At 56.6% G+C, this 23,563-nt stretch carries 21 protein-coding genes; 10 read left to right on the top strand and 11 right to left on the bottom strand.

Features of this window, described 5'->3' with window-relative positions:
• Window positions 1-36 precede the first annotated feature (36 nt).
• Complete coding sequence (locus E1180_RS04465; protein ID WP_208996934.1) at window positions 37-1,824, top strand: ABC transporter ATP-binding protein; 1,788 nt, start codon at window positions 37-39, stop codon at window positions 1,822-1,824.
• A 65-nt stretch (window positions 1,825-1,889) separates the two neighbouring features.
• On the opposite strand, the gene E1180_RS04460 is transcribed toward E1180_RS04465, so the two are convergent.
• On the bottom strand, window positions 1,890-3,065 hold the full coding sequence (locus tag E1180_RS04460) for an AsmA family protein (RefSeq protein ID WP_155189874.1): 1,176 nt from the start codon (window positions 3,063-3,065) through the stop codon (window positions 1,890-1,892).
• 130 nt (window positions 3,066-3,195) lie between these two features.
• Window positions 3,196-4,098, bottom strand: a complete 903-nt coding sequence (locus E1180_RS04455; RefSeq protein ID WP_155189873.1) for a sugar kinase — start codon at window positions 4,096-4,098, stop codon at window positions 3,196-3,198.
• Between the two features lie 154 nt (window positions 4,099-4,252).
• Here E1180_RS04455 and E1180_RS04450 point away from each other — a divergent pair, with 154 nt between their 5' ends.
• The 4 genes from E1180_RS04450 (at window position 4,253) to E1180_RS04435 (ending at window position 10,993) form a co-directional block, all read left to right on the top strand.
• Window positions 4,253-5,899 (top strand): EAL domain-containing protein, encoded by a 1,647-nt coding sequence (locus tag E1180_RS04450; RefSeq protein WP_425280892.1) that lies wholly within the window; start codon window positions 4,253-4,255, stop codon window positions 5,897-5,899.
• A 141-nt stretch (window positions 5,900-6,040) separates the two neighbouring features.
• Complete coding sequence (locus tag E1180_RS04445) at window positions 6,041-6,598, top strand: TetR/AcrR family transcriptional regulator (RefSeq protein ID WP_155189872.1); 558 nt, start codon at window positions 6,041-6,043, stop codon at window positions 6,596-6,598.
• Window positions 6,599-6,751: 153 nt separating this feature from the next.
• Window positions 6,752-7,846 (top strand): efflux RND transporter periplasmic adaptor subunit, encoded by a 1,095-nt coding sequence (locus E1180_RS04440; RefSeq protein WP_155189871.1) that lies wholly within the window; start codon window positions 6,752-6,754, stop codon window positions 7,844-7,846.
• 33 nt (window positions 7,847-7,879) lie between these two features.
• The gene (locus E1180_RS04435) at window positions 7,880-10,993 is read left to right on the top strand and encodes an efflux RND transporter permease subunit (RefSeq protein ID WP_283404610.1); all 3,114 of its coding nucleotides are present in this window, start codon (window positions 7,880-7,882) and stop codon (window positions 10,991-10,993) included.
• Between the two features lie 87 nt (window positions 10,994-11,080).
• Here the strand turns inward: E1180_RS04435 and E1180_RS04430 are convergent, their stop codons facing one another.
• The 4 genes from E1180_RS04430 to E1180_RS04415 all read right to left on the bottom strand — a co-directional run bounded on the left by E1180_RS04430 (window position 11,081) and on the right by E1180_RS04415 (window position 12,960).
• Window positions 11,081-11,578, bottom strand: a complete 498-nt coding sequence (locus tag E1180_RS04430; protein ID WP_155189870.1) for an ureidoglycolate lyase — start codon at window positions 11,576-11,578, stop codon at window positions 11,081-11,083.
• A gap of 4 nt (window positions 11,579-11,582) precedes the next feature.
• The gene (locus E1180_RS04425; RefSeq protein WP_155189869.1) at window positions 11,583-12,398 is read right to left on the bottom strand and encodes a bifunctional allantoicase/(S)-ureidoglycine aminohydrolase; all 816 of its coding nucleotides are present in this window, start codon (window positions 12,396-12,398) and stop codon (window positions 11,583-11,585) included.
• 129 nt (window positions 12,399-12,527) lie between these two features.
• Window positions 12,528-12,740: a hypothetical protein gene (locus tag E1180_RS04420; RefSeq protein WP_155189868.1), complete on the bottom strand. Its 213-nt coding sequence runs from the start codon at window positions 12,738-12,740 to the stop codon at window positions 12,528-12,530.
• 34 nt (window positions 12,741-12,774) lie between these two features.
• Window positions 12,775-12,960, bottom strand: a complete 186-nt coding sequence (locus tag E1180_RS04415; protein ID WP_155189867.1) for a YdcH family protein — start codon at window positions 12,958-12,960, stop codon at window positions 12,775-12,777.
• 104 nt (window positions 12,961-13,064) lie between these two features.
• Here E1180_RS04415 and E1180_RS04410 point away from each other — a divergent pair, with 104 nt between their 5' ends.
• The 3 genes from E1180_RS04410 (at window position 13,065) to E1180_RS04400 (ending at window position 15,656) form a co-directional block, all read left to right on the top strand.
• Window positions 13,065-14,033, top strand: a complete 969-nt coding sequence (locus E1180_RS04410; protein WP_341873546.1) for a LysR substrate-binding domain-containing protein — start codon at window positions 13,065-13,067, stop codon at window positions 14,031-14,033.
• Between the two features lie 313 nt (window positions 14,034-14,346).
• Window positions 14,347-14,667: an antibiotic biosynthesis monooxygenase family protein gene (locus tag E1180_RS04405; RefSeq protein ID WP_155189866.1), complete on the top strand. Its 321-nt coding sequence runs from the start codon at window positions 14,347-14,349 to the stop codon at window positions 14,665-14,667.
• A 224-nt stretch (window positions 14,668-14,891) separates the two neighbouring features.
• Window positions 14,892-15,656 carry a substrate-binding periplasmic protein gene (locus E1180_RS04400; RefSeq protein WP_155189865.1) on the top strand — a complete coding sequence of 255 codons (765 nt, stop codon included), beginning with the start codon at window positions 14,892-14,894 and terminating at the stop codon, window positions 15,654-15,656.
• Window positions 15,657-15,795: 139 nt separating this feature from the next.
• Here the strand turns inward: E1180_RS04400 and E1180_RS04395 are convergent, their stop codons facing one another.
• The 3 genes from E1180_RS04395 to E1180_RS04385 all read right to left on the bottom strand — a co-directional run bounded on the left by E1180_RS04395 (window position 15,796) and on the right by E1180_RS04385 (window position 19,986).
• On the bottom strand, window positions 15,796-16,509 hold the full coding sequence (locus E1180_RS04395; protein ID WP_208996932.1) for a substrate-binding periplasmic protein: 714 nt from the start codon (window positions 16,507-16,509) through the stop codon (window positions 15,796-15,798).
• Between the two features lie 467 nt (window positions 16,510-16,976).
• Window positions 16,977-18,452: a protein adenylyltransferase SelO gene (locus E1180_RS04390; protein WP_155189864.1), complete on the bottom strand. Its 1,476-nt coding sequence runs from the start codon at window positions 18,450-18,452 to the stop codon at window positions 16,977-16,979.
• Between the two features lie 94 nt (window positions 18,453-18,546).
• A complete protein-coding gene (locus tag E1180_RS04385; protein WP_155189863.1) occupies window positions 18,547-19,986 on the bottom strand; it encodes a helix-turn-helix domain-containing protein in 1,440 nt (479 codons plus the stop codon).
• A 125-nt stretch (window positions 19,987-20,111) separates the two neighbouring features.
• Between E1180_RS04385 and E1180_RS04380 the strand changes: the two genes are divergently transcribed.
• The gene (locus E1180_RS04380) at window positions 20,112-20,405 is read left to right on the top strand and encodes a response regulator transcription factor (protein ID WP_155189862.1); all 294 of its coding nucleotides are present in this window, start codon (window positions 20,112-20,114) and stop codon (window positions 20,403-20,405) included.
• A 306-nt stretch (window positions 20,406-20,711) separates the two neighbouring features.
• Window positions 20,712-21,584, top strand: coding sequence for a 3-hydroxyisobutyrate dehydrogenase (gene mmsB / locus E1180_RS04375; protein ID WP_244313956.1), 873 nt, complete (start codon window positions 20,712-20,714; stop codon window positions 21,582-21,584).
• Window positions 21,585-21,638: 54 nt separating this feature from the next.
• On the opposite strand, the gene E1180_RS04370 is transcribed toward mmsB, so the two are convergent.
• Together E1180_RS04370 and E1180_RS04365 are read right to left on the bottom strand one after the other, a co-directional pair.
• Window positions 21,639-22,490, bottom strand: a complete 852-nt coding sequence (locus E1180_RS04370; protein ID WP_155189861.1) for an outer membrane protein — start codon at window positions 22,488-22,490, stop codon at window positions 21,639-21,641.
• Window positions 22,487-23,518 carry a formylglycine-generating enzyme family protein gene (locus E1180_RS04365; RefSeq protein ID WP_155189860.1) on the bottom strand — a complete coding sequence of 344 codons (1,032 nt, stop codon included), beginning with the start codon at window positions 23,516-23,518 and terminating at the stop codon, window positions 22,487-22,489. Before E1180_RS04365 ends, E1180_RS04370 begins: the two co-directional genes overlap by 4 nt.
• Window positions 23,519-23,563 lie beyond the last annotated feature (45 nt).

Genomic DNA, 23,563 nt, shown 5'->3' with positions numbered 1-23,563 from the left:
ACTGTATGGCAGCCCCTTTTTGGAAGGCGCTGCCGAGTGCAAAACCCGTTTCAATCAAAGACATTCACAGACCCGGACGGCATGTTTCAGCTGATCCGGCGATTGTTTAGTGAAAACTTCCGAACCTATCTTCCGCGGTATCTGATTGCGTTCTTATTCATGGGCCTTGTTGCCGCGACAACGGCGGCGAGCGCGTGGATTATGGGGGACGTAGTCAATGAGGTCTTTGTCAATCGCGACAAGACCATGGTCTATGTCATCGCTGCAACCGTCATGCTGATCTTCGCAGTGAAAGGCGCGTCTACATACGGCCAGATGGTTGTTCTGGCCCGGGTGGGGAACGCGATTGTAGCTGATCTACAGCGCAGGATGTTTGACCACTTGATTCGACAGGATCAGGCCTATTTCGACAAGAATTCCCTCGCCGAGCTCAATGTGCGTGTTGCTCAAGGCGTAGCTGCTGCACGCACGACACTTGATTTGATTGTTGTTTCCCTTGGCCGGGATGTTCTGACACTCATCGGTCTTGTCGTTGTGATGGTGGTGCAGAACCCGTTCTTGAGCATTTTTGCCTTCTTCATTATGCCGCCGGCGGTTGCCGCAGTCGCAGTCTTGGTCCGCCGGGTCAAGCAATACGCCAAGCGGCAGGTGGTTTCGACCGCGAAAATTCAGTCGACCATGCAGGAAACAGTGCTGGGGGTTCGCATTGTGAAAGCCTTCGGTATGGAGCCGGTCATGCGCCAACGCATGGCAACGGGCGTTGAAGAGGTGCAGGCACAATCCAACAAGATTGCCTCGCTGATGGCGCGCACGTCTCCGCTTATGGATACGCTCGGTGGTTTCGCAATTGCGCTCGTGATTTTCTATGGTGGGTATTCGGTCATTGAACTCGGACAAGACCCTGGCGCCTTGTTCTCGTTTATTACGGCGCTTCTGCTGGCTTATGATCCGGCCCGGCGTCTGGCGAGGCTCAATGTCAACTTGGGAAAACAGATTGTCGGGCTGCGTTTGATGTATCAGCTGGTGGACCGTGAACCGGCGATGTCGGACGCGCCTGATGCGGCCGACTTGAAGGTTGAAGGTGGGCAGATCGCGTTTTCCGGCGTTGAATTCGCCTATCAAGATCATGCGGCTCTGGCGGGTACGAGTTTTGTGGCCGAAGCTGGCAAGATGACAGCGCTCGTTGGGGCTTCGGGGGCTGGTAAGTCCACAGTTTTTGCCATGATCGAGCGGTTTTATGACCCGTCGGCAGGGGAGGTCACAATTGACGGCCAGCCCGTGAGGGACGTCACGATTGCCTCTTTGCGATCCAAAATATCTTATGTTGGACAAGACTCGTTTTTGTTCAATGTCAGCATCCGGGACAACATCGCTGCCGGGAAACCAGGGGCGACCCAGGATGAAATCGAGGCCGCAGCCCGGCTCGCGAATGCGCATGAATTCATTTTGAAGCAGTCTGAAGGCTATGACACCCGTGCGGGTGAGGGGGGCAGCAATTTGTCCGGTGGCCAGCGCCAGCGCATAGCAATTGCGAGGGCAATGCTTCGCGATGCGCCGATCCTTTTGCTTGATGAAGCCACATCGGCGCTCGATGCTGAATCTGAAGCCAAGATACAGTCCGCTCTGGAACATTTGATGGAAGGCCGCACGACGCTGGTGATTGCACACCGCTTGAGCACCGTGCGGCATGCGCATCAGATCCATGTCATGGATCAAGGCAAGGTGGTCGAAAGCGGAACGCATAACGAGCTCTATGAGCATGACGGGATCTACCGGCGCCTGTGCGAACTGCAATTCCAAAGCCGGAATGCCGCTGCCGAGTAGCTTTGCCAGGCAACAAAAATGCCCGGGTCACACGACCCGGGCATTTTGGTTTATGCGGCGAAAATTCAGTCGTTCGCGGTGATTGCAACGGACAGGATCTGGGGGATCATCTGAGGAGCAATCATCGCCGTGCCCATGATCTGCGAGATCGGAACGGGCGCGCCCGGCGCGGCGGTGACCTGCAGCGATTGCGGATCGTTGAGATACTGGGTCACCGCGGAAGCGACCTGATCCTGCAGAGCCTGATTTTGCAGCATGCCCAACATGAGCGGAAGGCTGCCGGTCAGGCCAGCCACATATTGAGGCGTTTCCACGCCTGCTTTCTTGGCTTCCTGATCGAGAATACGGCCGGTCAGGGAAGAGTCGTCGACCCGAATGGTCGCACTGGAGATGGTGACATTCTGGAGGAGTGCCATCGCCTCTTCGGGCTTGTCCGATTTTGCATTCAGCTCCGTCACGACTTCGCGCGTTACCCCGCCAAGGGAGAAGGCCAGGCTGAGACTGGCAGCGTCTTCTGCATCGATCTTAAACTCCTTCAGATCGACGGTAGCCGCGTCAGGGTCCCATGTTGCTTCACCGTTGAGGTTGACCGTGAGCGTTTGATAGCCAAGGTCCTTCAGCGGCTGAACGTCATCATCCTCAAGTGCATTCACGTCCACGGTTGCGCCGGTCAAGGAAAAACGCCCGGCCGTCGGCAGGGTTCCATCCAACTCGTCAATCACGGATGTGATCGACTGGATATCGGCGACCTTTCCGTTTTCATCGTTGATGGCGACCGTGTTGATCTCAAGCGATTTATAGCCCGGTCCTGGGGGCGGCGTGTCTGAGGCAAGTTCTTCCTTGGAGGGAAGGAGGAGCTCTGTAGCGGTCAAGCTTTGCAGGGACAGTCCGCCGTCATCGGCCGTCAGCGTCAAGTTTTCCAGTTTCAGCTCATCAATCGCCAGACGCCCGTCAGACTGCATTTCACCGCCGGTAAGGCTGGTGCTGGCGATTGTTGCCTGGCCATCGTCCGAATCCGCGTTTGAAACGACAATATCCTTGATGGTCACCGTACCGCCGCTGTCGTCCACGGCCCCATAACTCGTGACTTCACCGTCTCCAGAATCAATCACGGTCAGGAAAGCGTCAGCGATCTCAGATCCACTTGGCTCAAAGGCCTGTGCTGCCGCCGCCTGAAGGGCGACAAGGCTGACGGCAGTGGTCAAGCCGAGGGCAAAACGGGGCGGTCTTGAATGAAACATCGGAAAACTCCACGATCATGGATAAGGGCCGTGACCACATTGGGCCATGGCGGGAATGGAAACAAGGCCGCTTGTCAGCGGCCCTGCGGTGTTACTTCGCAATTTGATCAGCCCGAAAGTGTGATGCTGATCACGCGGCTGCAGCTTTTTCGTCAAAGCTGTCGTTTGCCCGGCGGATATCGTCGATCGTCGGCAGGCTGGCCTCATTGCCAAGATGCTGGATGGCATGGGTCGAAGCACCTCGGGCAAACCTGAAATGCTGATCCCAGCCATTGTCCGGCCAAATCAGGAAGGAGGAAATGTAAGCGCCGTGGAAAATGTCGCCAGCGCCATTTGAATCGACGACTTTTTCCAGAGGAACCGAGAGGGCGGGCAGCACTTTGTCCGGGCCCCCATGCTCGTACCAGACCATCCCCTGGTCTCCGAGGGTCACCGCACCCACCGGGCAGTTTTTTGATCTGAGATAGGCCAGTGTCTCGCCCACTGATTTGCCGAGTTGCTCGCAAAAGCGCTCGGATACCACTGCAACGTCAATATGGGCCAAAAGCTCATCGGTATTCTCGCGCACCGCGCCGCCGTCGAGCGATGTCAGAATGCCGAGCTCCCGGCACGCTTTTGCATAATGCAAGGCGGCATCCGGCATGTGGCCGTCGAGATGAAGGGCTTTCAGGCCGGTCAGTGTCAAGGGCGGGAAGGGATGCAAAAAGTCATTGTCACGGCAGCGGACGATGGCGCGTTTGCCACCGTTCGGCATTATGAAGGAGAGGGAGGATTCTTCAACTTTCCGACCGTGAATGGAAATACCGTATTTGGCGGCCATGTCCTGAAACATGCGGGCAAGCCAGTCATCGGCCTGGGAACACAAAAGTTCAGGTTTTCCGCCAAGTTTGGCGCAGCAAAAAGCCGCCGTAACCGCATTTCCACCAAAGCTGATGGCGTAATCCTGCGCAATCGTTTTCTGATCGCCAGTTGGCAGACAATCCGTCAAAAACGTCACATCAATATAGGCTTGTCCAATAAACAATGCCTGCATTAAGACCTCCCGTAGTCGTCTCGTTTCGCCTCGGTGCGCAGCAAAACATGGTCGCAGCAATCAGTGCTTTGATTTGGATGAAACCGAACCGCATTCAGTCCTTGTTTACCCATATCGGCCATTGTCGGAAAGAGATTGTTCATCATAGGCCAGCGTGTTGTCCCTCCAGTATTTCGGATTTGCAAGAACGGTAGTTATCGCGCTGCTTTTGGCGATGGCGCCGCTTTTTGTGGCCAATTTCACGCTGAACCAATTTGCGGAGCGGCGTGCCCTGACCGAAATGCAGTCCATGGGCGAGGTCGCTATTCACCGGGCCGAAGAGGCCGTCAGCGCGACTGTCTCCCTGCTTCAAAGGTTGGACAGGGACGATGTTCAAACCTGTAGCGGCAGCGACCGGGCGATCTTCGAGGAATTGATCATCGACTTCGGAATGATCGATGCGATTGGACTTGCCGACGCAACCGGCCGGCGGATGTGTATCACGCCTGACCGCGAGCTTTCCGATACGGTTATCCTTCCGCCGCTGCGCTCTGACGGTCCATTGGTCGGCATTGGAATGCTGGAGCGCAAGTTTCTTGGGGCGCGTGCGGCCGTCATCAGCTGGGATCTGAAAGATCAGACACGCCTTTTCGCCGAGGTTACCCCGGCGGTGATCGCCATGGATCCGGGACCGGATTATCTGCGGTCCTACCGCCGAACAGAGCTTCGTCTGGGAGGCGATCTGCTCTGGTACGATGTCGGCGGCTACAATTCGGAAGGCAACAACCCCGAGGATATTCTGACCGTTGAAGTCGGATCCGCGTTGTATCCCCTGGTCGCAACGGTGAATGCTCCGCTGTCTGCCGCAAAACATGTCGTCAATGACCTGAAGGTGATTGCAGCCGCTGCAAGTGTCGGGATGGCCATCGTTTTTGTCGCCATCGGTGTCTGGTTGTCCTGGCGTCCAGAAAACGAGGCCAACGACGAATTCGTCGCCGCAATCCGGAATGGCGAGTTCATTCCCTATTATCAGCCGGTCATGGATATCGAGAGCAAGCGGGTGCGTGGCTGTGAGGTGCTCATGCGCTGGCGCCGTCCGAACGGCATGATCGTCTCTCCTGGCCAATTCATGGCTTATGCTGAAAACAACGGCCACATCTTCGATATGACCCGGCACATGATGCGCGTTGCGTCGGAAGAAATTGGCCCGCTTTACGGAGAAAATCCAGACTTCAAGCTGTCCATCAACCTGTTCGCCGGTCATTTCCTGGACCGCGAAATTGTGTCGGATATCAAGGCGATTTTCGAGCGGTCCGAAATTTCCTATCAACAGATTGTGGTTGAAGTGACAGAGCGGCATCCGCTTGAGGATATGGACCTTGCCCGCAAGATCATGGCTGAACTCCAGGCAATGGGGGTCCGCGTTGCGCTTGATGACGTTGGGACAGGCCACGGTGGCATGGCTTACCTGCAAAAACTGGGCGTGGACATCATCAAGATCGACAAGATGTTCATCGACAGCATCAGCTCCGATGACAGCTCCACGACAATCGTGGATTCCATGGTTGAGCTTGCGGACAATCTGGGCATGGGCATCATTGCCGAGGGCGTTGAAGAAGAAGAGCAGATCGAGCGCTTGCTTGAGCTCGGTGTGACCGCGGCGCAAGGGTACTATTTCGCAGCTCCCATGGCGGCTAACGACTTCATCGAATATGCCGCAACGATGGAAGAAGAAGCGCAGGAGCGGGCACGCCTTGCCGCAGAAGCCGCTGCCGCAGAACAAGCGGCGACGGAATCCGCGATGGCCGGAGCTGCCGCCTAAGTCTCCGGGATATCAAGATAAAGTGGTCCTATAACCGGCCAGGGATCTTGGGCGGCCCATTGGGTCGTTGTATTTACCTCTTGTCTGTACCGGCCAGACGGTTTATTTAGTGATTTAACTGTACTGACTGGACGGTATAAAATGAACAGCCGAAACGCGCGTTCCACGCGCGGATCAAAGTCTGAAATTCTGGACGCGGCGCTTGATCTTATCCGGCGGGAAGGGGCTGCCCGGCTAACGATTGATGCAGTTGCTGAAGCGGCTGGTTTTTCAAAGGGCGGCGTTCTCTACAATTTCCCCACGAAGGATGTTCTCATCACCGGAATGGTGGAACATCTGGCGGGCCAGTTTGAGGAGGCAGTCGCCGCCGCACGTGCCAGCAACCTGTCATCAGACTGCCCGACCTTGTCGGCTATGATTGACGTAACCGAAGGGTGGCTTCGCGAGCGGCGCGATGTTGCACAGGCAATTCTTGCGATCAAGGTGAACCAGCCGGAACTGTCGGAACCTTTCGTAGCTGTGAAAAAAAGGCTCAAGTCGGCCATTGAGGCGGAAACAAAGGACATAGGCCGGGACCTTGCCATTTGGGCCAGTCTGGAAGGTTTGCATTTTTCTGAGGCGCACTGTGTTTCGCTGCTGAGTGAGCAGGACCGCCTGGCTGTTTTTGCGGATTTACGCCAGAGGCTGGCCGCACACTAGAGCAATTCCCATAAGGGCAGAAATATACCTGTTCTGTCATTCTGGGAAGAATGGCTTTTGATTTGAATGTGTTAGAGCATCTTTTCCTGGTTGATGGGTCGCTTTGCGATCCAATCCGACCGGGAGGTGCGGTAGAGATTAGGACGGTACCCAATGACGGGAATTCTTAAAACGCCGCTGACCCGCTGGGCCTGTGTGGTGCTGGCAGCAGGCTTTCTGGCAGCGTGTCAGGACGCCGGACCGGATCCGGTTGCCGAGGCCGAGGCGGAGCTGCATTCCGCACCGCGGCCTGCAAAAATCTTCACCGTGACGGATCAAATCGGCTTTTTGGAGCGGCGCTTTGCCGGACGTGTGGCGGCCGTTCAGACCGTTGATCTGTCGTTTCAGGTTCCCGGGCGGCTGGTCGAACTTCCGGTTCTGGAAAGCCAACAAGTCAGCAAAGGCGACCTGATCGCCAAACTGGACACAACCGACTATGACCGCGCCTTGCGGGAGGCATCGCTGGATGCGGACCAGGCCAAGCGGGAGTTGGACCGGCTTGAGACCCTGCGGCAGCGCAACGTGATCTCGCAGTCCTCCTATGACGAGCAAAAGAACACTTACGACTTGGCCGTAGAAGCGTTATCCGAGGCCAGGCAGAACCTTCAATACACTGAGTTGAGAGCACCGTTCGACGGGATTGTCTCGCTCCGATTGGTGGAGAACTTTACTACAGTCAGTGTTGGGACGCCGATTGTTCAAATGCACGATATTTCCGAAGTGCAGGTCGATATCAACGTCGCCGAAGCACTGTTTGGACGGGTCACTGAATCCGAAGTCGTCTCCATTGAGGCCAAATTCCCCGCATATGGCGACAAATTGTTTCCGCTCAGCTACCGGGAACACTCTTCGCGGGTCGATGAGGTCACACAGACCTACCGCATTACCCTTGCCATGCCCCGGGAAGAGGCGGAACAGTTGTTTCCAGGGATGACGGCATCTGTTGTTGTTAAATTCCTCCCGGAGGGCCTGGAATTGGGAGAGCAGCTTCTTGTTCCGTCAAGCGCAATTGCCGTTGATGGCGATGGAAACTCTTTCGTTTGGACCTTTGACGAGGCAAGCGGCGAAGTCACGAAACAGATTGTCGAAGTCGGAACGGTCATGGGGGATTTCATGCCCGTGCGAGCCGGTCTTGAAAAAGGCGATGAAATCGTTTCTGCCGGGGTTGCCTATCTGAGCGATGGTCAAGCCGTCCGCCGGCTGAACTGATCCGGTCCGGTTCTCAAAAAGGGATCAGAATTCGTGGATATTGCACGCTACTCCATCCAAAAACCAGTCAACACCTGGATGATCGTCCTCATGGCCCTTCTGGGCGGATTATGGGGGCTGACAACAGTAGGCCGGCTCGAAGACCCGGCATTCACCATCAAGGAGGCGCAGGTCATAACCCAATATCTTGGGGCGACCGCTGCCGAGGTTGAAAATGAAGTCACTGAGCGGCTGGAAACGGCCATTCAGCAGATGCCGCAACTGGACATTATTACGTCCGTCTCCGAGCCGGGGCTTTCGCGCATCAGCGTGGAAATCAAGCCGACATATGACGGGACCGAACTGCCGCAAGTCTGGGATGAGTTGCGCCGGAAGGTCAATGATGAGGTCCGGAACCTGCCCGCCGGTGCCGGAACGCCTCTCGTCTATGATGCCTTCGGTGATGTTTATGGGCTGTTTTATGCGTTCACGGCCGATGGATACACCAACCGCGACATCCGCCAAACCGTCAAGAAGATCCGCCGGGAACTCTTGACCGTTGAAGGTGTCGGCAAGGTGGAGATCGCCGGAGAACCTGAAGATGTCATCTACCTGAATGTCGATCAGGACAAGATGGCCGGCCTTGGCATATCCATGACCGATATCATCAGCGTTCTGGATGCGGAAAACCGGATCCAGACGAACGGGTCCGGTGTTTCCGGTGACAAGCGCATCCGGCTTATGACAGCTTCTGCCTTCGATGATTTCAGAGGTATCCAGGATCTTGTGATCGGCCGTCCCGGCTCGACCGCGATGATCCGCCTGTCCGACATTGCAAGCTTGGAATTGGGCGAACCGGAACGGCCAAACCGGTTGATCCGGCACAATGGGCACGAGGCCGTCACCATTGGCGTTTCCCAGGTCGATGGCACCAATATCGTGGAAGTCGGCGGGCGCGTCATCGACAAGCTTGCGGAAATCGAAGCCCAGTTGCCTGTCGGTATGCAGATCCATCCGATTTACGAGCAAAACATCGTCGTTGATGAATCGGTGAATGGCTTCATCATCAATCTCGCGGCTTCCGTCATCATCGTTATTGGTGTTCTTGCCCTCTTCATGGGGTGGCGGGCGGCCCTTGTGGTCGGCACCGTGTTGCTGCTGACCGTTATGGCAACCGTTCTTTTCATGCGGATCTTCGCAATCGAAATGGAACGGATCTCGCTTGGTGCTTTGATCATTGCCATGGGCATGCTCGTGGACAACGCAATCGTTGTTGCGGAAGGCATGATGATCAACATGCAGCGCGGGATGCGGGCGATTGATGCTGCCAGCAAGATCGTGAGGCAGACCATGTGGCCGCTTCTCGGAGCAACCGTGATCGGGATCATGGCCTTTTCCGGAATTGGTCTGTCTCCGGATGCAACAGGCGAGTTTTTGTTCTCCCTGTTCGCCGTGATCGGGATCTCGCTGATTTTGTCCTGGGTGTTCGCTGTCACGGTCACGCCGCTTTTCGGGAAATATTTCTTCAGAACGACGGAAGGGAATACGGACGGGCACGACCCGTACAAGGGCATCCTCTACATGATGTACCGCGGCCTGCTGGTCGGAGCCTTGCATGTGCGGCTGCTCACGGTCCTTGCGTTGATCGGGATCACGGTCGTCTGTGTGATGGCCTTCGGAAATGTAAAGCAAGCCTTCTTTCCGGATAGCAACACGCCGCTGTTCTATGTGCATTATTGGGCACCCCAGGGAACGGACATCCGGTCCACGGATGCGGACTTGAAGGCGATGGAAGCTGCGATCATGGAAGATGACCGTGTCGAATCTGTCACCAGTTTCGCTGGCGGCGGAGCGACGCGTTTCATGCTTACATACGCGCCGGAAGATGCGAACCCGTCGTATGGCCACATGATTGTCCGGACCGCCAGCCGGGATGTCATCGACATGCTGGCACTGGACCTGCGGGTGCAATTTGCTGACGCATTTCCCTCCGCGCAGATCATCACCAAGCGGCTGGTTTTTGGTCCAGGTGGAGGCGCGAAGATCGAAGCGCGTTTTTCCGGCCCTGATGCCAATGTTCTGAAACGGCTCAGCAGTGAAGCGCAGGCTATCTTTTCGCTGCCGGAAAACGGGCTCGCCGATGTCAATACCGATTGGCGCCAGCGGGAACTGGTCGTGCGCCCGATTTTCGATGAAGACCGTGCGCGCATCTCGGGCGTCACCCGTGAAGAGCTTTCCGTTGCCCTGCAGTTCGCGACGGAAGGTGTCCGTGTGGGCGCTTACCGGGATGACGACGAGAGCATTCCCATTGTGGCCCGCAAAGCCGATCAGAACGGCATATCAGTGAATGAGAGTGTTGCCGATTCCTTGATCTGGAGCAGCAGCCAGCGGCGGTATGTCCCGGTCGATCAGGTCGTCCAGGAATTCGTCATGGAGCCGCAGGACACCCTGATCCACAGGCGCGACCGGGTGCGCACGCTGACCGTAAAGGCGGAGACCACCGCGGGTGAAACGGCATCGGCCGCTCTGGCCCGGGTCCGGCCCCAGATCGAGGCGATAGAACTGCCGTCCGGGTACAGTCTCGAGTGGGGTGGGGAATATGAAAGCACCAACGATGCTCAGGCGTCGCTTGGAGCTCAGCTGCCCCTCGGCTTCCTCGTTATGCTGATCATTTCGATCCTTTTGTTCGGATCGGTCCGCCAGCCTCTGATCATCTGGTTGATGGTGCCAATGTCTATCAACGGCGTGGCCATCGCATTGCTTGCAACAGACACGGCCTTCGGCTTCATGTCACTCCTTGGCTTCCTGTCGCTCTCGGGCATGCTGATCAAGAATGCTATTGTCCTTCTGGAGGAGATCGATCTGCTCATTCGTGAAGGAATGGACAAGTATGAGGCGATAGTGCAGGCCAGTGTCTCGCGTATGCGCCCGGTTATGCTCGCGGCCATCACCACCATCTTGGGCATGGCGCCTTTGCTGTCGGATGCATTCTTCCGCGGCATGGCGGTGACCATTATGGGTGGTTTGGCCTTTGCAACGGTGCTGACGCTGATTGCCGCGCCGGTCCTCTATGCATTGTTCTTCCGGGTGCGCCCGCCCAAGAAAAGCAAGGCAGATCCCGCGCGGCCGCAGGAAACTTCGTCGGCAGAGCCAGTGCCTGCCGAATGATCTGAAAAGCGAAAAAAAAGGCAGCCCGGCAGGCTGCCTTTTTTGTTGATTTTGGAATCGCTTAGGCCAGTTTTCTAATCAGTTGATTCACGTGCTGCCCGCCACCAGAAATGGTTCATCGAACCAGAATTCTTCCAGGTTGTCGCCATCGCCAATACGGTCGACCACGGCAAAAAGGCCCGGGTCTGCAAGCGGGGTGAGAACGCCGTGCCAGGTGCCCCGATGAAGATTGATCCCTTGGCCCGGAGCGGTGGTGAAGGCGAGGGGGCGTCCCGGCCGCCCGTTTTCATCCGGGCAAACAATCACCAGGAACGGTGCCTGTGTCATCGGTATGAAAGCCTGGCTGCCAAGGGGATGCCGCTCGACAAGTTCGAGCTTATAGGGAAGCGTTCTCTTTTCCGAGTGAAAGAGGCTGATGCCCGCACGGGCACCGTCCCCGACTATGTCGGGTGCGGCCAGATCGTGATAGCGGCCGCATTTGCCCTGGTTGATGATCTTGTCCGGTGTCCCGGCCGCCTCCAGCACATCCCCGAACGGGGCAAACAGGTCTGCCGTCAATGGCTGTGTGAAAATCGTTTCGGACATGGGCCTACCGCAGCTTCATGTGCCGGTTTACGTCCTTGTAGAGCAGATAGCGGAACCTGCCCGGACCGCCTGCATAGCAAGCCTGGGGGCAGAAGGCGCGGAGCCACATGTAGTCGCCGGCCTCCACTTCCACCCAATCCTGGTTCAAGCGGTAAACGGCCTTGCCCTCTAGAACGTAAAGACCGTGTTCCATCACATGGGTTTCCGCGAACGGAATGACAGCGCCCGGCTCGAACGTCACTATGTTGACATGCATATCGTGCCGCAGGTCCTCCGGTTCGACGAAACGGGTCGTTGCCCATTTGCCATCGGTGCCCGGCATTACCTTGGGGGCGACCCGTTTTTCGTTGGTCACGAATGGTTCTGGTGCGTCAAGTCCGGGCACTGCTTCATAGGCCTTGCGAACCCAATGGAACCGTACCGGTTCGTTCCCGGTGTTTTCCAGTTGCCAGTCACAGCCGGCTGGCAGATACGCATAGCCGCCTTCCGCCATCTCATGATTGGTTCCCTCGATGCTCAACGTCATGGTTCCGCTCACCACAAACAGTACGCCTTGCGCCTCTGGATCTGTTTCCGGAGTTTGGCTGCCTCCGCCGGGTTGAACTTCCATGATGTACTGGGAAAACGTTTCAGCGAAACCGGACAAGGGGCGCGACAGCACCCATAGCCTTGTCAGCGTCCAGAACGGCAGAAAACTTGTCACGATGTCGCGCATCGTGCCTTTGGGAATGACGGCATACGCTTCGGTGAAGACTGCCCGATCAGTCAAGAGTTGTGTTTGCGGCGGGTGGCCGCCTGTTGGCGCATAGTAATCTGGCATGAAAGCATCCTGGCAGGAAAACAGGTGCGCCAAGTGTACTGATCTCAGATTGTCCTGCGCAATGACAAAAAGCCCGCCCGTTTGCGGTACGGGCGGGCTTGTCCAGCAGATAAGGGTGGCGTGGGGGCATCACGCGTTGGGGCTTTTTCCCTTGGTGAGTTCCTGCTGGACGGATGAGCGGGCATTGCGGATGTTGTTCAATACGTTCGGACACGATGTCCGTGTAACGTCCTTCTCGACCAGAAAGGCACCCATGCGCGCTTCCAAGTCACGCAACCTTGTTTGACGTGCGGTTGGTTGTTTCCAGCCCGGCATCGCCATTGCGGCCCAAAACGGTGTCATTGCTCGATCTCCTCTGATTGATATTCCGAGCGGGTCAGGCCGGAAGGGCATTCGGGTTGAGGCTCTGTTCGAGCCGGATGATTTCGTCGCGCAAGCGCAACTTGAATTTCTTCAGACTGCGGATGTGCTGGCGGTCAGGAAAAGGGTGCATTTCTTCCCGGCGGATCAGGGAATCCAAGGTGGTATGCTGGTTTTGGAGAGACCTTAGCCGGTTATACATTGCATCATTCCTTCAACTGGGGACCGTTGGTGGTGTAGATATGGGGCTGTTGGATCGATAGAAGAAATACATTATTATGATAGGTGTAATAGAATTTTCCTATCATGGAGATGTCCGCAATGCCGTTCCGGCCATCTGCGCGTCAGCTAGAGTATTTTTCAGCCCTTGCGGAGGTTCTGCACTTTGGAAAAGCTGCAGATAAATGCAATGTTTCTCAGCCCACATTATCGTCTCAATTCAAGCTTCTAGAGGAAAGTCTTGAGACGGTACTTGTGGAGCGGAGTGCCGGCGTTGTTTCGCTCACCGCTGCTGGCGAACGCTTGCTGCCCATGGCACGTCAAGTGCTGGAAAATCTCGACGAGTTCGTTCTGGCGGCAAAAGCGGGTCAAGGTAATCTCGGCGGCCTCATCCGCCTCGGGGTCTCGTCCACATTCGGGCCTTATTTCATGCCGTATTTGCTTCCAATTTTGAAGCAGGCCTACCCGGGTTTGGAGCTCTATATTCGTGAAGACCGGCCGGGCCTGCTTGAGGAACAGCTGCGGTCCGGCGTCCTGGACTGCGTCATGACCCCGGACATCACGCGCTCCGACCAGATCGAAGACCGTATCCTGTGTCATGAGGCAGTTGTCCTGGCCGTGCCGCGGACCCACCCGCTTGCAGGTGTCGGTGTGATCCCGGTGTCCATGTTGCGCGGCGAGAAGCTTTTGTCCTTGGGGCAGGGGTTTCGGCTACACAATGACGTGCAAGAGCTTGCCCGCGCCGCAGGGGCCGAGTTCCGCCAGGACTATGAAGGAACAAGCCTGGACGCAGTCCGGCAGATGGCCTCCATCGGTATGGGGCTTGCGCTGTTCCCGGCCGCTTACGTTGCTTCGGAATTTGGCAAGGAGCCAAATTTGCTGCTGAAAAGGGTGGAAGGTGTTCCACTGAACAGGACGATGTCGCTCGCGTGGCGGAAGGGAAGCTCGCGGGCCGGACACTTCGAAAAGCTCTTGTCGCTCTCCCGGGAAGCCGTCCTGTCCATGCAAATCGATGGGGTCACGCTCCCGCCCGATGGTAGTACCAAAGACACCTGATTATGACCCATGTGATGGCCTCTTCCCGTTTTCCGGCGAGGCGCATCGCGCCGTGCGGTCTGGTTTACCGGACAAGCGGTGAAACGATGTCCGGGGAGCGAGAAGATGCTACCGAAGGCCGGGTTTTGAGGGCATTCGGCTGCGTTGCATGTCTTGAGCGATAACACCGTATCGCCCTGCGACATGCGCCTATCCGAAAGCCCTCAAAACCCGGTCAGATGGGTTATAATCAGTTGTCTTTGGGATAAGCCATCCGCTTGCCGGTGTTTTCAAAACATGTCAGCCTTCCTTGCGACATGGAAGGAGGAGAGCCATGCCACACATTACCAGTGACACGGATTATCAAACCGTGATCACGACCTTTGAGATGACGCCTGGAACGTGCTTCGACCTGCTGGAATTGTTGAAGGACGCCTATGAAAGTTTCATTCGCCATCAGCCCGGCTTCATTGGTGCCGGGCTGCATGTGAATGATGCCCAGACCCGGATTGCCAATTACTCGCAATGGCGGCGCCGCGAAGACTTTTTAGCGATGCTGCGCACACCTGAAATGCGGGACCGGAACCGGCGGATTGGTGAACTCTGCAAGAGTTTCGAACCTGTGATGTATGACGTTGCTGAGAGTTTCGATTGATTGGGAACCGTCTGATACCGGATAGCATGGACTGACCGAAGGCAGCGCCCCGGCCTTTCAGCAGCTACCGGAGGACACTGCCGCGAGCGTTCGCCTGAAATGGAGCTGTCCATCGGGTGGCGGCGGTGACGCTGGGCAGGTTCAATATCCGGCAGGTTTGGAGAATAATTGTGTTTGTGTAACACTCACACCCTGAAGTAGCTTCATCAAAGATCGGAGCCGCCATGAAGACGCTGATAGCCGTATTGCTCTCATTGCTCGTAGCGGGCCCGGCAACCGCAGATGCACCGACCAAAATCCGGTTGACCAATGGAGAGTGGGCGCCTTATCAATCCAAGGACTTGCCGAACTATGGAGCGGCCTCTGAACTGGTGACCGCAGCCTTCAATGCAGCCGGCATTGAGGTGGAATACGGTTTCTTTCCATGGAACCGGGCCATGATGCTGGTCGAAAGGGGCGCTTGGGACGGCAGCTTCATGTGGGTCCTTACCCCGGAAAGAGACCGGCTGTATCTTGCAAGCGATCCACTCTTCACGCTTCGCGAGGTTGTTTTTTACTCACGCGATAATCCGATTTCGGCTCAAAAACCGGAAGACCTGAAGGGAAAGGTCATGGGCGCTCTGGATTCGAGCGCGTTCGGCCGGCAATTTGCACCGTTTGTCGACGATAACTCGATCATCGTTTCCCGCGTTCCAAACAATCAGCAGCTGTTTCAAATGCTGGTCATGGGGCGGGTTGATTTCGTGCCGGAACTGGAGACCAGCGGGTACGAGGCCATCCTCGAGCATCTGAGCGAGCAGCAGCGTAAACGCATAGGCCATCTGGAAAGTATGACATACCCCTGGTCCTATCATTTGCTGATTTCCCGTCAGATCGATGATGGCCCGTATTTCATCGACGCCTTCAACCGTGGCATGGCTATTATCCGCGACAATGGCGAATTTGAGCGCATCATCGGGTCCTATATCCGGCCGAGGGAAATCAATTGAGCGCATGCTCTTTGGAAAGGCACCTGCAGGGAGAACCCGCTACCCGATGCCGATCAAAACATGATTCAGGCAAAAGGCCCCGGTGCATCCCTGCACCGGGGCCTTGCTTCGTCTAACACTTACCGACAGTTCAGGTCAGTTACTGGTATTTCGCCAGGATCTTTTCCTGAGTTCCGTCGTCGATCATGGACTTCAGCGCATCCTGCATTTTCTTGACGTTTGCTGCGTCTGTGCCCGGGTTACAGGCCATTGAAAGCACGGTTTCTGAAAGGACAACCGCAGTCTCCACGTCAATGCCGCGTTGTTTCAGGCCTTTGTAGAACGCCTCGGAAACAGCAACCAGATCAATCCGGCCGGCTTCCAGTTTCTTCAAGGTTGTTTCCATGTCTTTTGCAGCATCGATTTTCGGAAAGCCCTGCTGCTGGAGGAGGGATTCCGTATAGTCCTGGGACTGGGTACCGACTGTGTACGCCTTGGCATCGTCAATTGAGGCCGGATTGACGTCAGTTCCTGCCATCTTGATCAGCAAGGTACGGTCCACGTTCAAAGGCTCGACCCATAGGAATTTCGGGTCACGCTCTTCGGTGTGGGCCGCGGTGAAGACACAGTAGTTTGCTTCCCGTTCCGCCAATCCGATTGCGCGGGACCATTGAGCCATTTCAACTTCGTAGGTGAGACCAGCGCGGTTCATGATCTCGAATACCTGCTCAGCGCCAAAGCCGACGATCTTGTCGCCGTCCGTGTAGTTGAACGGTTTGTATTCCTCAGTGGTCAGATTAATGTCGGCAGCTTGAGCAGGTGCCGCAATTGCCACCGCAGCGAGTGCCAGCAGACCAGCAAGTGTACGCATCATGTGTCCTTTCCGGAAGATATTGTTATGCGTAAATGCCTAGGCCTCGAGGTGTATCCAAACCGTTACCCAGCGTTATGAAAGGGTCTTTCTTTGCGGAAAATTTAGGCAAAAATCGAATTTTCTCTCCCGAAGATTTTGTCATTCAAGTTGCACTATTTATTGGTGTTGAGGACCTTGTCATTGTTGTAAGGCCATTGCGGCCGGTTTTTTCCGGTATGGGTCGTAAGGCTGAAAATTACCGGAATTGGAGAGGCTATCCGGTGGGCCGGTTAGAGCGTTCGCCGCTCGATAGGCGCCTGCCGGCAGGGGGGCGTTGGCCCTTCGAGCGCGGCTGTGAGTTTCAGATTTCCGGCGGCGAGGGGCGCGTCCACTCTGGACACGTCCGCCTGCGTTCATTTTCGAAGCATCGCGGCTATACTGCAGCCAACGCAATGGTTGCTGCCGCATCATTCCAGCAGGCCGATGGGTCAGGTCCCGCAATACGTCGTATAGGGACCAAAATTTTCGGGTGCGGGCTGGGTGAAGTCTTCAAAGCCATCGCGTGCCTCGTAAGGCGCGGTAACTGCCTCCAAAAGCTTTCGCACAGGGGCCAGGTCTCCAGCCTCCGCTTGTTCCAGTGCGTATTCGACAAGGTGGTTGCGCGGAATGTACAGAGGATTGACCGCGTTCATTTGTGTTGCGATCACATCCGGGCCGGCCTCTTCGAGGCTTAATCGGTCCGTCCAGCGGGCCAGCCATTCTTCAATGGCTGCAAGATCGGAAATTTGCGCTTTCAAGCCTTGCGAGTTGCCGGTGGCTGCATCTGCAAGCGTCCGGAAAACGAGCGTGTAATCGGCCCCGCTGTCTGCCATCAGCGCAAGAAGATCTTCTGCAAGCTTCTGATCTGCCGCGTCTTCTGACTTTAAGCCAAGCTTTTGGCGCATGCCATTGAGCCACTGGGCGCGATAAAGGTCGGGGAACCGGTTCAATTCTTCGGTGACCTGTTCCACCGCTTTGTCCAGATCGTCCGGGTTGATCAAGGCGAGAATGGCTTCCGCGAGCCGGGCAAGATTCCACTGCAGGATCACCGGCTGGCGGCCGAAAGCGTATCTTCCGCCGTGATCAATTGAACTGAAGACTGCAGCTGGATCATAAGCGTCGAGAAAGGCGCAAGGGCCATAGTCGATCGTTTCTCCAGAGATTGTCGTGTTGTCCGTGTTCATCACGCCGTGCACGAAGCCGACCAATACCCAGTTTGCAACCAGCGCCGCCTGTCTTTCGATAACCCTTGAAAAGAATTTCAGATACTTGCCGTCAGCGCTTACCAGATCGGGGTCGTGGCGGTGGATGGCATAGTCAGCAAGCTGGCGGACCTTGTCGGTCTCCTGACGGGCCGCAAAATATTGGAACGTTCCAATGCGCAGGTGACTTGCGGCAACACGCGCCAAGACCGCCCCGGGTTTGGGTCCTTCGCGGTAAACGCGCTCGCCCGTGGTGACCGCGGCAAGCGCTCTGGTGGTAGGGATGCCAAGGGCGTGCATTGCTTCGCCAATGACATACTCTCTGAGCACGGGCCCCAAGACGGCTTTGCCATCTCCGCCGCGCGAAAAAGGAGTGCGGCCGGATCCTTTTAGCTGGATATCGCGGCGCTGGCCCTCAGGGTCGACAATCTCTCCGATCAATAATGCGCGGCCATCGCCCAGCTGGGGCGAAAACCCACCGAATTGATGTCCGGCATACACCTGGGCGAGGGGGGCTGCGCCCTCGGGGCTGTCGACGCCCGCGAAAATGCGGGCACCTGCCTCCGTTTCCAGTTCAGCCCCATTGAGCCCAAGGCTGGCTGCCAAATCCTGGTTGAAAAGCGCCAGTTCGGGCTGTGGAACCTCTGCTCCCTTCCAGTCCACATAAAAGCCGGGCAATTCACGGGCGTAGGTGTTGTCGAATTGGAACAGAGGTTTGGTCATATCGGTCCTTCGGGGCGGGCAGTCCGTTTTCCGGGAATATAGGTCACAGACCGGCAATTACAGCCTCTCGATCAGCCTCCTTTTCGGGCCTTTATCATTTGGCCGAGGTGACGCGGTAGGGAACGATCCCGCGCTGAACGGGATCGATATAGGGTTCCTTGTCCATTGCCGGAAAGGCGCGCTGGTCGCAGGTGTCCCGCGGACAGATCCGGCAATTCACGCCGATTTCCTCGATATCGGATGGGGAATCGACCGCAAGGTTGTCGGCATACACAATGGCGTCGGCATATTTGAGCTCACATCCGAATCCGAGCGCGTAGCGGCGCTCGCCGTCACCATATCTGTGGGAGTGTTTTGTGACGCTGGTCGCAATACACAAATACTGGACACCATCCGGCATCTGCGCGACCTGGGTCGTGAACTTGCCCGAGTTCTGTTCGAAGGCTTGATGGACATTCCAGCGCGGGCAAGACCCTCCGAAGCGTGCGAACTGGAACCGTGTCGCACTGTGCCGTTTCACGACGTTTCCAGCCCGGTCGATCTTGACGAAATAAAAGGGGAGGCCTTTTGCGCCAGGGCGTTGGAGCGTTGAGAGCCGATGGCAGACCGTTTCGATACTCGCTCCCAGGTGATGGGAGAGAAACTGAATATCGTGCCGGCTCTGCGTCGCGGCCTCTAGGAAAGCGCCATAGGGCAGGAGCAGCGCACCTGCGTAATAGTTTCTAAGGGCTAGGCGGGCGATGCTTTCCGCTGAGCGTGTGTTGAATCTGCCCCGCTGGACCTCACTGGTTATCAGGTCTTGTGCGCTGAATTCGGCAATCAGGGAGCCTAGAAGAAAACTCTTGGTGGTCTCCGGAAGGGCTCGATCCACGGAGATTGTTCGTTCAAACTCGCGGTGGCGGATCATTGTCCCATCGTCAAATCCGTCCTGAGTGACCGTAATGCGAAGGGTTTCAGAAAGCCATTCGCACAGCCGGTTGAATTTGGAGTGCGCATTTGGGAGCCCGATATCCAGAGACTGGCGCTCGGCGGCCCTGTCCAGCGCGTCCACATAATTGTCTGTGTAGTGAAAGAAATCGCGAACTTCATCATAGGCGGATTTTTGCAGCTGAACCGGCCCGTCTGCAGGCCCGTTCAGCTGGAAAAGCTCGTCGGTCAGCGCGTCGCGGTCATGAAAGCTCCGAAGCGTGCCGTAAAGGTCCATAATGGCTTTGGTAATTCCCGGGGCGCGGGTGACCAGTTCGTGGACCTCCTGCCGTTTGATGGAGGCGCTGTGAAACTGGGTGTCTGCAAAAATCTCTTCAAGATCCTGGACGACCCGGTCGAGGTCGTTTTCCTCGAAGGCCGCGAGGTCGACCCCGAAAATCCGGTTGATCGTAAGCAGAACGGATGCAGTTACCGGGCGGTTGTTGTTCTCGATCTGATTTACATAGGCGGTTGATAATCCGACCTTCCTGGCGAACTCTACCTGAGAGAGACCAAAATCGTTGCGGATCTGCCGTAAGGTGTGGCCGGAGTAGAGTTTTTTGTTCATCGGATCTGCCGGATTTCAAATGCTAATTATTAGCAATATGCAGTATGCATTTTTACATTTTACAAGACTGACGATTTGTTGAACAGTCTGACCATCGTCTAAGAAACCAGGATTGGACCCCGGTCATGACTGCTCATTTTGTCCCCCAGGCCCAGCCGGCCGGAACCCTGCCAAACTCCATGGCCACCAATGCCTTTGGCTGGCCGGTCGATCTGACCGAGCGTGTGACGCCGCGCCAGCTGGAAATCATGTTGAAGCTCTGCGAGGGGAAAGTGAACAAGCAGATCGCCTATGATCTGAATGTCACGACAGCAACCGTTAAGGCTCATATCCGCAATGCGATCGAGCGCCTTGGCGCAAAGAACCGGGTTCATGCGGTCGCCATCGTTGCGGCCAACAGCGCAATCATGGCTGCGTGATCCGCGGCCAAACCTCCATCAAGTCAATTAAAGACCAAGGGCGCAGCAATGCGCCCTTCCGTTGTTTCGTGAGGCCCATTAAGGCTAAGGGAGTCGGACGTTGAGCAGGAAACACCCCTTGCTCGACCCGTTACTACTCGATCAGTTTAGGGCGGCAAATCGATGCCGATCTACCGCCAGCTGACCGAACGCGAAGATCAAACAAGGTGCCCGCCGGTTCTGTTCAAGATTGGACCAGTTCGGAAAAACAAGGCACCGGAAGCTTGCGATTTCACATCGCCGGCAATTCAAATGGGAGTGAAAAACATGCAAATCGGTTTCATCGGATTGGGCAATATGGGCGGCCCAATGGCGCGGAACCTTGCCGCAGCCGGGCATTCGGTCACCGGTTTTGACCTGTCCGCCCCGATGCCGGAGGGTGTCACCGCAGCTGCAACAGCCGCGGAGGCCGCAGACGCCCGCGATGTTGTCATCACGATGCTGCCAAACGGCGCCATCCTGAAATCGGTTGCTGCAGACATTTTGCCAAGCATGCAGGCCGGTTCAGTTCTGGTGGATTGTTCCACCGTGGAAGTTGATGCTGCACGGGCGGTTGCGGCCGATTGCGCTGCCTCCGGGCTTGGATTTCTTGATGCGCCGGTGTCCGGAGGCGTTGGCGGCGCGGCCGCTGGAACGCTGACCTTCATGGTTGGCGGTGATGACAAAAGCTTTGAGGCGGCCGGTCCGCTGTTTGAGATCATGGGGCAGAAAGCCGTCCATTGCGGGGGCGCGGGCAACGGCCAGGCCGCCAAAATCTGCAACAATATGATCCTCGGCGTTACCATGATCGCCACATGCGAAGCCTTTGCATTGGCGGACAAGCTGGGCCTTGACCGTCAATCGATGTTTGATGTGGTGTCCACATCATCCGGCTATTCCTGGAGCCTCAACGCCTACTGTCCCGCACCTGGTGTCGGCCCGCAATCGCCGGCCGACAATGACTACAAGCCTGGGTTTGCCGCAGAATTGATGCTCAAGGATCTCCGCCTCAGCCAGGCAGCTGCCGAAGCTGCCGATGCCGACACGCCAATGGGTGCGGCCGCCAGAACGCTTTACGAAGACTTCGTTGAAAAGGAAAACGGCAAAGGCCAAGACTTTTCAGCGATGTTGCCGCGTTTCGAACAGCGCGGCCGATCCTGATGTCACGGTGCCGGGCAGCAGCCGAGATTTAGCTGCTGCCCGGGTATGGCCTGATCAAAAGCGGAACGCAACACCCGCCATCGGACCATGTGTGACGGTGTCATAGGAAAATGCGGAGGTCCCGGATTTGCCGTTGTCATAGTCCACACCGGTGGCCTTGTACTGAAGATGCAGTGCCCAGCGGTCATTGAAATGATAGCCCACCCCGGCCTGCGCACCCCAGGTAAAGTCGGAAACGAGTCCAAACCCGCCGATATTGCCGCTGCCAAAGACAGACCACTTTTCATTGAAGAAATGCTGCCCGCGCAGCCCGATGACAGGATCTACCCACTGTTCGGTGATCGTGCGGGAAAACGAATTGCCTGGCACACTGACGTTAAAGTCGATCTGGTTGTACCACCAGCGGCCGCCAGCATAGGCCTCCAGCCAGTCCCGTCCGCCTGTCCAGAACCGGTAGCCGAAGAAGGCCTCGGTCACCAGCTGTTTAACACCTGCATCGGCCGTTCCGCCGACGCGCGGGAACGTGCGGCCCGAGCCGAGGTCCATATAGGCGATGTCGAGGGTCGCACCGAACCGGCCATCATAAAGGGCCTCAAAATGGCCCATCGCACCAAACTGCAGGTTTTCAAAAATCGTTCCCGGGGACACGTCAAGCGATGTGTTCGGCAAACGGCCTATGGTCGTATCCCCTTGAATGGTGGGTGCAAGGAGATAGGGCGCGATCACAAATTCCCAGCTGCGCTCAACCGGGATGACTGGCACGCTGGCGGCCTGCACGGGCGTCTGCAAATCCGCGGCCAACGTTGCCGGCGCCATCGCCGCGGCGACGGCCGAAGTCATCAAGGCAGCGGCACAAGCCTTCAACTTCTGTTGTGATAATCGTTTGATGTCGGGAGCATCGGTCATTCAGCCGGTCCTTCTTCCAACGGCTCGGCATCTTTGACGATGCGAAAGCCAATATGGTTTGTGCCAAGCCTGCGCTCCGCATTCTGGCGGGCGGCCGGGCGGTATCTTAGGCAATAGGAAGGGGAGCACAACCAGGATCCGCCTTTTACGACATTCATGGCTCCAACGCTCGGATGAGAGAAATTGGCCGCCAGAATCTCTGGTGGTCCGTCCGGGTCCGTTGCCGCGACTTCGGGATGTCCGGGTACCCAAAAGTCGGACACATGTTCCCAAACATTTCCGGCCATGTCGTAAAGGCCGTAGGCGTTTGGCGGATAGGATCCGACCGGAGCAGATCCGTGATGACCATCTTCTTTCGTGTCGACACTTGGAAAGAGGCCCTGCCATGTGTTGGCCTTCCAACCTTGCTCGGGATCGTAGCTGTCACCCCAGGTATACTCCGCACCGTTCAGTCCGCCACGGGCGGCAAATTCCCACTCCGCTTCCGTCGGAAGGCGTCCGCCGGCCCACTCTGCATAGGCGCGTGCGTCTTCCGGGGACACCTGAACCACCGGATGATCGTTCATTCCCTCAATCGAACTGCCAGGTCCTTCCGGGTGCCGCCAGTTTGCGCCAGGAACATAGCGCCACCAAACACGGAAATCGGACAGGTCCACTTTTCCAGGGGGCTGGGCAAACACCATGGACCCTGCCTGCAACAGTTCCTTGGGAAGGTTGGGGTTTTCGGCTGGATCCAGGTCCCGCTCGGCGGTGGTGACATAGTCTGTCGCCTCCACAAAGGCTCGGAATTCGGCGTTGGTGACTTCGGTTTTCTTGATATGGAACGGGCTCACCGTGACCTGCCGCTCGGTCGCTTCTTCCCGATAGTGCTCGTTCGAGCCCATCGTAAAGGTGCCGCCGTCCAGCAAAACGAAATCCCCGTTTGCTCTGGACGCGGAGTTGGTTGCCAAAGCAAGACCCGTCAGTCCCAGGAAAATTGAAATTACCAGCTTGGTATTGCTGGCTTTTTTCAGGTGCCTAGCTCCCATGGAAAATCTGACTGCCAGTCTACATCCATTTTTTGGGCCTATGAT

Source organism: Roseibium denhamense (assembly GCF_009711415.1).
Lineage (GTDB): Bacteria > Pseudomonadota > Alphaproteobacteria > Rhizobiales > Stappiaceae > Roseibium > Roseibium denhamense.
The sequence above is the reverse complement of the archived record's forward strand: the minus strand, read 5'-3'. Positions and strand labels throughout refer to the sequence as shown.